General features: G+C 73.9%; 13 protein-coding genes. All 13 read right to left on the bottom strand.

Going from position 1 to position 12,414, the window contains the following annotated elements; all coding sequences use genetic code 11:
* Position 1: 1 nt before the first annotated feature.
* A complete protein-coding gene (locus ACIQH8_RS11720; protein ID WP_155843226.1) occupies positions 2 to 232 on the bottom strand; it encodes a DUF6704 family protein in 231 nt (76 codons plus the stop codon).
* Between the two features lie 32 nt (positions 233 to 264).
* Positions 265 to 906: a Trp biosynthesis-associated membrane protein gene (locus tag ACIQH8_RS11725; RefSeq protein WP_400998750.1), complete on the bottom strand. Its 642-nt coding sequence runs from the start codon at positions 904 to 906 to the stop codon at positions 265 to 267.
* Positions 903 to 2,444 (bottom strand): anthranilate synthase component I, encoded by a 1,542-nt coding sequence (locus ACIQH8_RS11730; RefSeq protein ID WP_400998752.1) that lies wholly within the window; start codon positions 2,442 to 2,444, stop codon positions 903 to 905. The genes ACIQH8_RS11725 and ACIQH8_RS11730 overlap by 4 nt, the downstream gene beginning before the upstream one ends.
* Positions 2,441 to 2,881, bottom strand: coding sequence for a phosphoribosyl-AMP cyclohydrolase (gene hisI, locus ACIQH8_RS11735; RefSeq protein ID WP_400998754.1), 441 nt, complete (start codon positions 2,879 to 2,881; stop codon positions 2,441 to 2,443). The genes ACIQH8_RS11730 and hisI overlap by 4 nt, the downstream gene beginning before the upstream one ends.
* On the bottom strand, positions 2,878 to 3,639 hold the full coding sequence (hisF, locus tag ACIQH8_RS11740; protein ID WP_400998757.1) for an imidazole glycerol phosphate synthase subunit HisF: 762 nt from the start codon (positions 3,637 to 3,639) through the stop codon (positions 2,878 to 2,880). Before hisF ends, hisI begins: the two co-directional genes overlap by 4 nt.
* Before the next feature lie 10 nt (positions 3,640 to 3,649).
* A complete protein-coding gene (hisG, locus tag ACIQH8_RS11745; RefSeq protein ID WP_400999808.1) occupies positions 3,650 to 4,489 on the bottom strand; it encodes an ATP phosphoribosyltransferase in 840 nt (279 codons plus the stop codon).
* Between the two features lie 46 nt (positions 4,490 to 4,535).
* Positions 4,536 to 4,799: a phosphoribosyl-ATP diphosphatase gene (locus ACIQH8_RS11750; protein WP_400998760.1), complete on the bottom strand. Its 264-nt coding sequence runs from the start codon at positions 4,797 to 4,799 to the stop codon at positions 4,536 to 4,538.
* Positions 4,796 to 5,488: a ribulose-phosphate 3-epimerase gene (rpe, locus tag ACIQH8_RS11755; RefSeq protein WP_400998763.1), complete on the bottom strand. Its 693-nt coding sequence runs from the start codon at positions 5,486 to 5,488 to the stop codon at positions 4,796 to 4,798. Before rpe ends, ACIQH8_RS11750 begins: the two co-directional genes overlap by 4 nt.
* A gap of 31 nt (positions 5,489 to 5,519) precedes the next feature.
* Positions 5,520 to 6,860, bottom strand: a complete 1,341-nt coding sequence (locus tag ACIQH8_RS11760) for an RsmB/NOP family class I SAM-dependent RNA methyltransferase (RefSeq protein WP_400998766.1) — start codon at positions 6,858 to 6,860, stop codon at positions 5,520 to 5,522.
* A 155-nt stretch (positions 6,861 to 7,015) separates the two neighbouring features.
* Positions 7,016 to 7,951 (bottom strand): methionyl-tRNA formyltransferase, encoded by a 936-nt coding sequence (gene fmt / locus ACIQH8_RS11765; RefSeq protein ID WP_400998769.1) that lies wholly within the window; start codon positions 7,949 to 7,951, stop codon positions 7,016 to 7,018.
* Between the two features lie 17 nt (positions 7,952 to 7,968).
* The gene (locus tag ACIQH8_RS11770) at positions 7,969 to 9,909 is read right to left on the bottom strand and encodes a primosomal protein N' (protein ID WP_400998772.1); all 1,941 of its coding nucleotides are present in this window, start codon (positions 9,907 to 9,909) and stop codon (positions 7,969 to 7,971) included.
* Positions 9,910 to 9,944: 35 nt separating this feature from the next.
* A complete protein-coding gene (gene metK / locus ACIQH8_RS11775) occupies positions 9,945 to 11,138 on the bottom strand; it encodes a methionine adenosyltransferase (RefSeq protein ID WP_400998775.1) in 1,194 nt (397 codons plus the stop codon).
* Positions 11,135 to 12,403: a bifunctional phosphopantothenoylcysteine decarboxylase/phosphopantothenate--cysteine ligase CoaBC gene (coaBC, locus tag ACIQH8_RS11780; protein WP_400999810.1), complete on the bottom strand. Its 1,269-nt coding sequence runs from the start codon at positions 12,401 to 12,403 to the stop codon at positions 11,135 to 11,137. The genes metK and coaBC overlap by 4 nt, the downstream gene beginning before the upstream one ends.
* Positions 12,404 to 12,414 lie beyond the last annotated feature (11 nt).

Consider the following 12,414-nt stretch of genomic DNA (forward strand, 5'->3'; position numbering starts at 1 on the left):
GTCAGTGCGCCTTGGGCGCGACCTTGTCGCCGTCGACACCGTAGCCGGCGCGGGCGAGCGCCCACCCCACCACGAGCCCGACGACGAGGAGCGCCGCGGACGCCCACACGAGCCACTGCACGTCGAAGAAGAACGCGACGGTACCGATGGTGAAGGCGAGGAGCATGATCACCACGGCCGTCCAGGCCGCGGGCGAGTGTCCGTGGCCGGGGTCAACGTGCTCAGTGCTCATGGTGCTCCTTCTGTGCGGGGTCGGGGAAGAGTCTAGCGGGTGGGTTCGGCGCGCTCGTCGCCATCGGTGGGGTCGTCGCCGCGACTGAGATCGTCCCACGCGTCGACGGCACGATCGGATGTCGGAACCGCCGACGCGCCGTCCGCCGCGACACGCACACCGCTGCCGTACCGACGCGACGTGGGCCAGGCACGGCCCGTGACGACGACCGCGATGCCGGCGAGCACCACGACGACGCCGCCGGCGAGCGCGACGGCGGGCCAGGGCGACGCGACCACGTCGGCGACGAGCTCGGCCGTCGACTCGGCGCCGGCGACTCCCGTCGCCTCGGCGACCGCCGACGACACGGCGCGCACCGGATCGGCGATCGAGAGCGAGACGGCGAGCACGACGCACCCGCCGAGCAGCGCGGCGAGCAGGCCGAGCACGATCCGGATGAGCGGGCCGGCGATCGTGAGCGCACCGGCCAGCGCGAATCCGGCGAGCGCGAGCGCGGAGAGGGCGGGCGAAGCGCCCTGGCCGCCGACCTCGAGGCTCGCCGCGGAACCTGCGGCCGCACCGTCGACCAGAGTCGCCGTGTACCACGCCTGACTCCACGACAGGAGGGCGAGTCCGGATCCCACGAGTATGCCGAGGATCGCGACGAGCTTCATGCGGCGGGCCGGCACGTTCACCCCGCCTGCACGGGCCGCATGGCGTTCGCGACCGCGACCGCGCGCAACGGCGCGGCCGCCTTGTTCACCGACTCCTGGTACTCCGACTCGGGGTTCGAGTCGGCCACGAGGCCACCGCCCGCCTGCACGCGCGCGACGCCGCCGATGATGGTGGCGGTGCGGATCGCGATCGCGAGGTCGGCGTCGCCGCCGAAGCCGAAGTAGCCGACCACTCCTCCGTAGACGCCGCGCTGCGCCGGCTCGAGTTCGTCGATGATCTCGAGCGCGCGCGGTTTCGGTGCGCCCGAGAGCGTGCCAGCCGGGAACGTCGCCCGGAACACGTCGACCGCGTTCGCGTCGGGCCCGAGATCGCCCTCGACGGAGGAGACGAGGTGCATGATGTGGCTGAAGCGCTCGACGCGCATGAACTCGGTCACCTCGACCGTGCCCGCCGTGCAGACCTTCGCGAGGTCGTTGCGCGCGAGGTCGACGAGCATGAGGTGCTCGGCCTGCTCCTTCGGGTCGGCGACGAGTTCGGCCTCGAGGTCGGCGTCGTCCTCCGGGGTGGCGCCGCGGGGCTTCGAGCCGGCGATCGGGTGCGTGTACACGCGGCCGTCCTCGACCTTGACGAGGGCCTCCGGCGACGAGCCGACGATCCAGTACGGCTCGCCCGCGACATCCTCGAGGTGCAGCAGGTACATGTACGGGCTGGGGTTCAGGCTGCGGAGGACCCGGTACACGTCGATCGGGTGGGCCGTCGCCTCCTGCTCGAACCGCTGCGAGACGACGACCTGGAAGATGTCGCCCTCGCGGATGTACTCCTTCGACCGCTCGACCGCGGCGAGGAAGTCGGCCTTCTCGGTGCGGGACCGCGGCTCGGGTGCACGCGCGAGGTCGATCTCCGCGAGGTGTGCCTCGGCGGGCTCGGCGAGCGCGGACTGCATGCGGTCGAGGCGCGCCTGCGCGTCGGCCCAGAGCTGCTCGGCCGGCTCGTCGCGGTCGTTGAGCACGGATGCCACGAGCTGGACGGTTCCGGTCCGGTGGTCGATCACGACGAGCTCGGAGACGAATGCGAAGGCCTGGCCGGGCACGTCGAAGTCGGCCGGCGGGCGATTCGGCAGGTGCTCGATCTGGCGGATCGCCTCCCAGCCGATGAAGCCGACGAGGCCGCCGGTGAGCGGCGGCGCACCGGGCACGTCCTCGGTCTGCCACCGCAGGTAGAGCGCCTCGAGCGCGGCGAGCGGCGCGAGCTCGACGGATGTCTCGCCGAGGGCGCGTTCGCGCGACATCCCGTAGTCGAGCCACTCGACCCGGCCATCGCGGTCGGTGAGCACGCCGTGCGAGGCAGCGCCCACGAACGAGTAGCGCGACCAGATGCCGCCCTGCTCGGCCGATTCGAGCAGGAAGGTCCCGGGCCGGCCGCCCGCGAGCTTGCGGTAGATGCCGACCGGCGTCTCGCCGTCGGCGAAGAGCTCGCGCACGACGGGCACGACGCGGCGCCCGGGCAGGAGCGCCGTGAAGTCGCCGAAGCGGGTCGTGGCGGTGCGGGCGGCCGTCATCGTGCTCCTCCGGATCTGGGGTCGGGTGCGGGTGCGGACCCGACGCCGACGGTCACGACCTCCAGGGGGTCGCCGTCGAAGCAGGTGCGGGTGCCGGTGTGGCAGGCGACGCCGACCTGCTCGACCTGCACGAGCAGGGTGTCGGCGTCGCAGTCGAGCGCGGCGGAACGGACGTACTGCGCGTGGCCCGACGTGTCGCCCTTCCGCCAATACTCCTGACGCGATCGCGACCAGAACGTCACGCGCCCCTCGGTGAGCGTGCGCCGCATGGCCTCGCGGTCCATCCAGCCCAGCATGAGGACCTCCCCGGTGTCCCACTGCTGGATGACCGCGGGCAGCAGCCCGTCGGCGTTGAACGCCGCCCGGTCGACCGCGGCCGCGTCGGGCGTCCAGGGCTCGGCGTCGCGTTCGAGCTCCTCGTCGTCGCGGTACGTCATCGCACCACCCTTCCGTCCGCGGCGAGGGCCCGCTTGACCTCGCCGATGGTGAGCTCGCCGTTGTGGAAGACGGATGCCGCGAGCACGGCGTCGGCTCCGGCCTCGATCGCGGGCGCGAAGTGCTCGAGCGCACCGGCGCCGCCCGACGCGATGACGGGCACGCTCGAGAGCTCGTGCATGCGCCGCACGAGTTCGAGGTCGAAGCCCTGCTTGGTGCCGTCGGCGTCGATCGAGTTGACGAGCAACTCGCCCGCGCCGAGCCCGATCGCCCTGCGGGCCCAGTCGAGCGCGTCGAGCTCGGTCTCGGTGCGACCGCCGTGGGTGGTGACGACGAAGCCCGACTCGGTGCGACCGGAGCGCTTCACGTCGAGCGAGAGCACGCACACCTGCGCGCCGAACCGGTCGGCGATCTCGGCGATCAGCTCGGGGCGCGCGATCGCGGCGCTGTTCACGCCGATCTTGTCTGCGCCGTGGCCGAGCAGGCGCGCGACGTCGTCGGTCGAGCGGACGCCGCCGCCGACCGTGAGCGGGATGAAGACCTGCTCGGCGACCCTGCGGACCATGTCGAACGTCGTCGAGCGGTCGTCGACCGTGGCGGTGACGTCGAGGAAGGTCAGTTCGTCGGCGCCCTGCTCCGCATATCGGGCGGCGAGTTCGACGGGGTCGCCGGCGTCGCGGAGGTTCAGGAAGTTGACGCCCTTGACGACGCGGCCGCCGGCCACGTCGAGGCACGGGATCACGCGGACGGCGAGGGACATGCCTTGCTCCCTACAACCGGGCGGCGTGGATCGCGCTCACGAGGATCGCGCGCGCGCCCAGCTCGTACAGGGCGTCCATGACGTGGTTCGTCTCGACCCTGGGGATCATCACGCGGACGGCCACCCACTCGGGATCGTGCAAGGGCGAGACCGTGGGCGATTCGAACCCGGGCGCCGCGGCGGTCGCCGCCTCGAGCTTGGCCACGGGCACGTCGTAGTCGACGAGGACGTACTGGCGGGCGACGAGGACGCCCTGCAGCCGCCGCACGAGGGTCTGCGTGCCGGTGCGCTCCACGCCCGAGCCGATGAGCACGGCCTCGGAGTCGAGGATCACCGGGCCGAAGATGTCGAGCCCGGCCTTGCGGAGCGTCGAGCCAGTGGAGACGACGTCGGCGACGGCGTCGGCCACGCCGAGCCGCACCGCGGACTCGACCGCGCCGTCGAGCCTGACCAGCTTCGCCGTCACGCCGTGCCGGGCCAGGAAGTCGCCCACGAGACCCGGATAGCTCGTCGCCACGCGGACGCCGTCGAGGTCGGCGAGCTCGGCGTAGGCGCCGGGCGGGCCGGCGAATCGGAAGGTCGAGTCGCCGAAGCCGAGCGGCGCGATCTCGACGGCCTCGCTGCCCGAGTCGAGCAGCAGGTCGCGGCCCGTGATGCCGACGTCGAGCGCGCCCGAGCCGACGTAGGTCGCGATGTCGCGCGGGCGGAGGTAGAAGAACTCGACCCCGTTGCGGGGGTCGGCGACCACGAGTTCGCGCGAGTCCCTGCGACCGGTGTACCCGGCCTCGAAGAGCATCTGCGCGGCGGTCTCGGAGAGCGAGCCCTTGTTGGGCACGGCGATTCGGAGCATTCCCTGGCTTTCGTGTCGACGGAACTGATCTGCGGTCATGGCGCGATCAGAGATGTCGGTACACGTCGGCGAGCTCGAGGCCCTTCGCGAGCATCAGCACCTGCAGGTGGTAGAGGAGCTGCGAGATCTCCTCAGCCGTCTCGTCGTCGCTCTGGTACTCGGCGGCCATCCAGACCTCGGCCGCCTCCTCGACGATCTTCTTGCCGATGGCGTGCACGCCGGCGTCGAGCTGACGGACCGTGCCGCTGCCCTCGGGGCGGGTGCGGGCCGTGTCCTGCAGCTCGACGAAGAGGTCGTCGAAGGATTTCACCCGTCCAGACTAGCGGGGTCCTCGCGGGGCTCGTGGCGGTGTGACGCCACCGCGGCGCGGAGCTCGCTGATCCGCTCCTCCGGCACGCCGCGGAACACGGCCGAGCCGGCGACGAACGTGTCGGCGCCCGCCTCGGCGGCGATCCCGATCGTGTCGACCGTGATGCCGCCGTCGACCTGCAGCCAGACGTCGAGACCGGCGGCGGCGACCGCGTCGGCGACGCGTCGCAGCTTCGGCATCGTCTCGGAGATGAAGGACTGACCGCCGAAGCCCGGCTCGACGGTCATGACGAGGACCTGGTCGAACTCGGGCAGGAGGTCGAGGTACGGCGCGGCATCCGTCCCCGGCTTCAGCGCGATGCCCGCGCGCGCCCCGATCTGCCGCAGGTGCCGCGCGAGCGCGACGGGCTCGTTCACGGCCTCGGCGTGGAAGGTCACCGACGCCGCGCCCGCCTCGGCGTACCCCGGCGCCCAGCGGTCGGGGTCGTCGATCATGAGGTGCACGTCGAGCGGGATCGGACTGACCTGCTGCAGCCGCTGCACCATGGGCAGGCCGAACGTGAGGTTCGGCACGAAGTGGTTGTCCATGATGTCGACGTGCACGAGGTCGGCGGTGCCGATCCGTCCGAGTTCACGCTCGAGGTTCGCGAAGTCGGCCGCGAGGATGCTCGGGTTGATGCGCGTCGCCATGTCCGCAACCCTATCGGCGTCGGCCGCGCGCTCAGCGCTTGCGCACGAGCGCGATGAACATCGCGTCGGTGCCGTGACGGTGCGGCCAGAGCTGCACCGTGCGCCCGTCGCCGGCGAGGTCGAGCGGATGCTCCGCGAGCCCCTGCACGACGGCGGCCGTGTCGATCGCCTCGGCGGAGTCCCCCCAGCGCGCGAGCGCGCGCCCGAGGCTGCCGTGCGTCTCGGCCGTGTGCGGCGAGCACGTGACGTAGGCGAGCACGCCGCCGGGTGCGAGCGCGGCGAACGCGGCATCCGCCAACTCGCCCTGCAGCTCGGTGAGCTCGGCGACATCCGTCGGGGACTTCCGCCAGCGGGCCTCGGGCCGGCGGCGCAGCGCGCCGAGGCCCGTGCACGGCGCGTCGAGCAGGATGCGGTCGAACCCGCCGTCCGCGCCGAACGCGGCCGGATCGAGGTCACGACCGTCGCCGACGTGGACCGCCACCTCCAGCGGCACCGGAGCGACGGCCTTCCGCACGAGCTCGGCGCGCGCGGGCACGACCTCGTTCGCGTCGAGCGTCGCTCCGCCCGCGAGCGCCTCGGCCGCGAGGAGCGCGGTCTTGCCTCCCGGTCCGGCGCACACGTCGAGCCAGCGTTCGCCCGGCCGCACCGGGGCGACCCGACTCAGCGCGAGCGCTGCGAGCTGCGAGCCCTCGTCCTGGACGCGCACCCGGCCCGCGTTCGCGGCCACGACGTCGGACGGCGCCGCTGCCGTGAGGCCCGTCGGAGCGTATCGATCGGGCTCGCCGAGCACGGCCGGGTCGGCCGCGAGCCCCGGGAGGGCGGCGAGGTTCACCCGCGGCGACGCGTTGTCGGCCTCGAGGAGGGCGACCAGTTCGTCGCCGCGATCCTCGCGCTCGAGCGCCGCTCGCAGCGCCCGGATCACCCAGACGGGATGCGAGTGCACCGCGGCCAGCGCCGCATCCGCCGAACCGGCCTCCCCCGCGATCATCTCGAGCCAGTCCGCCGCCTCGCGCCGCGACACGGTGCGGAGGACGGCGTTCACGAACCCCGCGGCCGACGACGCGACGCGACGCGCGAGCGCGACCGACTCGTTGACGGCCGCGTGCGTCGGCACGCGCGTGGCGAGCAACTGGTGGGCGCCGAGCCGGAGCACGTCGAGGACCGGCGGATCGATCGCGGCCACGTCGCGCCCCGCCGCGAGCGCGATGATCGCGTCGTAGCGCCCGAGGAGGCGGAGCGTTCCGTAGGTCAGCTCGGTCGCGAGCGCGGCATCGGCCGGGCTGAGCCTCGCCCGTTCGATGCGGGTCGGCAGCAGCAGGTTCGCGTAGGCGTCGGTCTCGCGGACGGCGGCGAGGACGTCGAAGGCGACCATGCGCGCCGGCGAGACCTGTTCCGGTCGCGGGCGGCCGCCGCGTCCTCCTCCGCCACCGTCCCGTCGGGTCGTGCCGCGTCCGTTCCGTCCTCCGGCACCGCCGGAGCGACCTCCGCCGCCCGCACGTTCCCGGCCGTCACCGGGGGTCTGCCCGCTCATCGCGCCTCCGCCCGCTCGACGCCGAGCCCGCGCCACCAGTCCGCGGCGGCCATCGCGTTCCGGCCGGCGGGCTGGACCCGACGCAGCTCCATCGCCCCGTCGGCCGTGCCCACGAGGAGGCGCCTGCCGTCCAGGCGCAGTCCGCCCGGCTCGAGCTGCGGCGGCTCGCCTCCGACGGCGGCAGGCCGGGCCTCCAGGACCTTCAACCGGATGCCCCCGACCTCCGTGTGCGCGCCGGGTTCGGGGGTGACGCCGCGCACGCGCGCATCGACTTCGTCCGTCGATCGCGTCCAGTCGATCCGGCCGTCCTCGATCGAGAGCTTGGGCGCGAACGTCGGTTCTCCGGCCTGCGGGGTCGCGACGGCGGTGCCGGCGGCGATCGCGTCGACCACGCCGAGCACCAGGTCGGCCTCGGTCTCGGCGAGCGACTCGAGCGCCAGTCCCGCGGTCTCACCGGGCGCCACGGGCCGGGAGCGGGACGCGTAGACGTCGCCCGCGTCGAGCTCGGGCACGAGCCGGAAGACGCTCGCGCCGAGCTCGGCGTCGCCCGCGATGAGCGCGCGCTGCACGGGCGCCGCTCCGCGCCAGGCGGGAAGGACCGAGAAGTGCAGGTTGATCCATCCGTGCGCGGGCGTCGAGAGCAGCGGCTCGCGGACGAGGCCCCCGTACGCCACGACCACGCCGAGGTCGGGGCGAAGCTCGGCGATGCGGCCCGTGGCCTCGGCATCGAGGCGCGCCGCGTCGATCACCGGGATGCCGAGCCGCTCGGCGGCCTGCGCGACCGGCGACGGCGTGAGGACGCGCTTGCGGCCGAGCGGGGCCGGCGGGCGGGTGACGACGCCGACGACCTCGTGGCCGGATGCGGCGAGTCGTTCGAGGGTGGGCACGGCGACGGCGGGGGTTCCCGCGAACACGATCCGGAGGTGGGGCACACCCCATTGTCCCAGTGTCACGGGAGGTCGGGATCGTCCATGCGGACGCGGACGACCGGCGGGCGGCCGGGCCGCCGACCCGCGACCGGTCGACGGCGCTCGGTCGCGGCGCGGATCGCCTCGCCCTTCAGCGACTGGGCGACCTCGGGGCCGATGCCGTAGCCGAAGCGGACGATCGCGCGCTCGAGTCCCTCGTCGCCGGTCGGGGTCGGTCCGAGTACGTCGACGCCCTCGATGCCGCGCACACGCTCGAGCGCCGCTGCGAGCCGGTCGTGCGACGACACGACCGAGGCCATCCGCACGGCGGGCGGGAACCTCAGCACGCGCCGCGTCTCGAGCTCCTCCCCGGCCCACGCCGGTTGGCGCCACGTCGCGAGCGCAGTGCCGACCGCCCCGCCGACGCCGACGAGGAAGACCGGCGCTCCGGGCGCCGCGAGGGCGGCGGCGTTCGACCACCACCGCAGGCAGTCCTCCGCGACGCGGAGCGACTCGCGCAGCAGCATCCGCTCGCCGTCAAGGAGCAGCACGGCGCGGTAGCCGCCGTCGGCGATCGGCTCGGCCCCGCGGGTCGCCACGACGAGTTGCGGCTCGGCGCCGACGCGGAGGATCGGTCGCTCGCCGTCGGAGACCACGACGCGCGATCGCGGGAACGCGCGCCCGAGCTCCTCGGCGGTGCGGCTCGCGCCGACGACCGCCGCGCGCAGCTTCGTGCCCTCGCACACGGCGCATCGCCACGCCGTCGCAACCGTGCCGCACAGAGCGCAGACCGGGGCGCCGCCGCCGCGGGGCACCGCGAGCGCACCCCCGCACGCCGCACATCGGGACGGTTCCCGGCAGCGGTCGCACACCAGCATCGGCGTGTGCCCCGGTCGTGCGACCTGGACGAGCACGGGGCCGTCGGCGATCGCCGACTGCGCCTCGCGCCACGCGGCCGACGGGATGCGCGCGCCGCCGGACTCCGGCGCCGCCTGCTGGTCGGTCAGGACGACGCGCGGACGCGCGCCGCGTCGCAGCGGCACGTCGTGCACCCAGCCCACTTCCACGAGTCGCTGCACGTCGACGCTCCGGCTGTGCGCGAGGAACACCAGCGCCGCGCCGGACTGCTCCTGCCGGATGAGTGCCGCATCGCGGCTGTGCACGCCCGGTGCGAGCGGCTCGGCGTGCAGCGCATCGCCGTCGTCGACGATCACGATGAGCCCGAGACGGGCGGCCGGCGCGTACACGGTCGACCGGCTGCCGATGACGACCCGGGCGGCGTCGCCCGTCGCCTCGAGGAAGGCCCGGTACCGCGCGGGACCGGTCTGACGAGCGTCGGTCCGCAGGACCCGGCGCTGGTCGACCAACTCGGCGAGGGCGGCCTCGAGCTGCTCCTGGTCGCGATAGTCGGGAACGGCGACGATCGTCGAGCGATCCTGCGCGAGGGTGTGCGCGGCCGCCTGCGCGACCGTGCGCGCCCAGCCGCCGACCCACGCCCCGGACGAGAGCCGGACCGGCCGTGCGTCGGCGGCCGGCGCCATCCGCTCGCCGTCGGCGATTCCCCGCTCGACCCGGCCCGGTTCGTACCCCTCGATCGTCGTCGCCTCCGGCAGCGGCCCGGGATCGGGCTCGACGGACCGCCAGGCCTTCTCGGCGCGGACGTACCGCGGCGGGATCGCGATGCGGAGGACGTCGCTCGCATTGCCCGCCGCCCGGTCGGCCGCCGCACGCGCGAGCCGCCACACGTCGGGCGTGAGCGCCGGAACGTCGGAGACGACGTCGTCGAGCTCGCTGAGCTCGCCGCGGTACTCCGACCGCTCGGCGAGCTCCACGATCCACCCTGCGGCGATCCGCCCCCCGGAACGCAGGGGCACGCGCACGCGGGCTCCACGCACGGCGGCGTCCGCCAGACGAGCGGGGACTCGGTAGTCGAACAGCTGGTCGAGCTGCGGCAGTGGCGAGTCGACGAGGACCCTGGCCACGGGCCGGTCGGTCACCTCAGCGCCCGCCGGCCACGTCAGAGCCCGGCGGCCGCGCGGAGGTCGTCGACGCGGTCGAGCCGCTCCCAGGTGAAGTCGGGGAGCTCGCGGCCGAAGTGGCCGTAGGTCGCCGTCTTCGCGTAGATCGGGCGCAGCAGGTCGAGATCGCGGATGATCGCGGCCGGGCGGAGGTCGAACACTTCGCGGATGGCCTCGGTGATGCGCTCCTCGGGCAGGTGGCCGGTGCCGAACGTCTCGACGTACAGTCCAACGGGCGCCGCGGCGCCGATCGCGTAGGCGACCTGCAGCTCGAGCCGGTCGGCGAGCCCGGCGGCGACGGCGTTCTTCGCGACCCACCGCATGGCGTACGCCGCCGAGCGGTCGACCTTCGACGGGTCCTTGCCGCTGAAGGCGCCGCCGCCGTGGCGGCTCGCGCCGCCGTAGGTGTCGATGATGACCTTGCGGCCGGTGAGCCCGGCATCGCCCTGCGGGCCGCCGATCTCGAAGCGGCCGGTCGGGTTGATCAGCACCTTCAGCTCGGGGCGCGCGAGCTCGACCCGGTCGAGCGTGGGGCGGATGACCAGCTCCTCGACCTCGGCGCGCAGCTGCTCGGTCGACACCTTCGGGGAGTGCTGCGTGGAGAGCACGACGGTCTCGATGGTGCGCGCCGTCTGGCCCTCGTACCCGATGGTCACCTGCGTCTTGCCGTCGGGGCGGAGGTAGTCGAGCTCGCCCTGCTTCCGAACCTCGGCGAGGCGCTCGGCGAGGCGATGCGCGATCCAGATCGGCACGGGCATGAGCTCGGGCGTCTCGCGCACGGCGTAGCCGAACATGATGCCCTGGTCGCCTGCTCCCTGCCGGTCGAGCTCGTCGACGCTCGCGCCCTCGCGCGTCTCGAACGCGTCGTCGACGCCCTGGGCGATGTCGGGCGACTGGGCGCCGATCGAGACCGACACACCGCACGAGCGGCCGTCGAACCACACGTTGGACGAGTCGTAGCCGATCGAGGTGATGCGCTCGCGCACGATCGCGGGGATCTCGACGTACCCCTCGGTCGAGACCTCGCCCGCGACGTGCACGAGGCCCGTCGTCACGAGCGTCTCGACCGCGACGCGCGCCCCCGGGTCGACCGTGAGGAGCGCGTCGAGGATCGCGTCGGAGACCTGGTCGCAGATCTTGTCGGGGTGGCCCTCGGTGACGGACTCGGAGGTGAACTGGCGCAGTGCGCTCATGCGTGGTGGGTGTCCTTCGTGGTGGGCTCGGAGCCGGGCGCGAGGCGCGCGGCGATGACATCGAGGATGGCGTGCGCCACCGACATCTTGGTGCCGGATGCCTCGGCCGCGACGGCGTCGTCGGCGCCGATCACGCTCACGGCGTTCTCGTCGGCGGCGAAGCCGTGGTTCCAGCCGACGCGGTTGACGACGAGCAGGTCGGCGCCCTTGGCCCGGCGCTTCGCCCGACCGAGCTCGAGCAGCCGCTCCGGATCGGGCTCCGTCTCCGCCGCGAAGCCGACGAGCACGGTGCCGTCGTGCGGCGCCGCACCGAGCCCGGCGAGGATGTCGGGGGTGCGGACGAGTTCGATCGACATCCGCTCCTGGCCGTCGACCTTCTTGATCTTCGCGTCGCTGACGTCGGCCGGCCGGAAGTCGGCGACGGCGGCGGCCATCACGACGGCGTCCGCGCCGGAGGCGGCCGCGGTCACGGCCTGCTGCAGTTCGAGCGCGGTCGAGACGGCCACCACGCGGCAGCCGCCGGGCGAGGCCACCTCGAGGTTCGCCGCGACGAGCGTGACCTCGGCGCCGCGCGCCGCGGCCGCCTCGGCGATCGCGACGCCCTGCTTGCCGCTCGAGCGGTTGCCGAGGAAGCGCACGGGGTCGAGCGGCTCGCGCGTGCCGCCCGCGGTCACGACGATGCGTCGCCCGGCGAGGTCTCCGACGGATGCCGCTTCGGGCGGGTCGGCGTCGAGCCCGTGCCGTCGCGCGACCTCGAGGGCCGCCGCGACGATCGCGTCGGGCTCCTCGAGCCGGCCCGGGCCGCTGTCGGTGCCCGTGAGCTGTCCGACGGCGGGGCCGACGATCGTGACGCCGCGCTCGCGGAGCGTCGCGATGTTCGACCGCGTGGCGGGATGCCGCCACATCTCGGTGTGCATCGCCGGGGCGATGACGAGGGGTGCCTCGCTCGCGAGGACCGTGTTCCCGAGGAGGTCGTCGGCGAGCCCCGTCGCGAGCTTCGCGATCGAGTTCGCCGTCGCGGGGGCGATCACGATGAGGTCGGCCGCCTGGCCGATCGCGACGTGGCGGACCTCGGCGACGCCCTCGAAGAGGTCGACGTGCACCGGGTTGCGCGAGATCGCCTCGAGCGTCGGGCGCCCGACGAACCGCAGCGCCGACTCCGTCGGCACCACGTGCACGTCGTGGCCCGCGAGGACCAGCGACCGCACCACCGACACGGCCTTGTACGCCGCGATGCCGCCGGTGATGCCGACGACGATGTTCAGCGGCATCCGGG

This window comes from Agromyces sp. GXQ0307 (genome assembly GCF_044769845.1).
Lineage (GTDB): Bacteria > Actinomycetota > Actinomycetes > Actinomycetales > Microbacteriaceae > Agromyces.

Coding starts and splice junctions, on each gene's coding strand:
- ACIQH8_RS11720 (WP_155843226.1), bottom strand. CDS start 232: ATGAGCACTGAGCACGTTGACCCCGGCCACGGACACTCGCCCGCGGCC.
- ACIQH8_RS11730 (WP_400998752.1), bottom strand. CDS start 2,444: ATGACGGCCGCCCGCACCGCCACGACCCGCTTCGGCGACTTCACGGCG.
- hisI (WP_400998754.1), bottom strand. CDS start 2,881: ATGACGTACCGCGACGACGAGGAGCTCGAACGCGACGCCGAGCCCTGG.
- hisF (WP_400998757.1), bottom strand. CDS start 3,639: ATGTCCCTCGCCGTCCGCGTGATCCCGTGCCTCGACGTGGCCGGCGGC.
- hisG (WP_400999808.1), bottom strand. CDS start 4,489: ATGCTCCGAATCGCCGTGCCCAACAAGGGCTCGCTCTCCGAGACCGCC.
- rpe (WP_400998763.1), bottom strand. CDS start 5,488: ATGGCGACGCGCATCAACCCGAGCATCCTCGCGGCCGACTTCGCGAAC.
- ACIQH8_RS11760 (WP_400998766.1), bottom strand. CDS start 6,860: ATGGTCGCCTTCGACGTCCTCGCCGCCGTCCGCGAGACCGACGCCTAC.
- metK (WP_400998775.1), bottom strand. CDS start 11,138: ATGAGCGCACTGCGCCAGTTCACCTCCGAGTCCGTCACCGAGGGCCAC.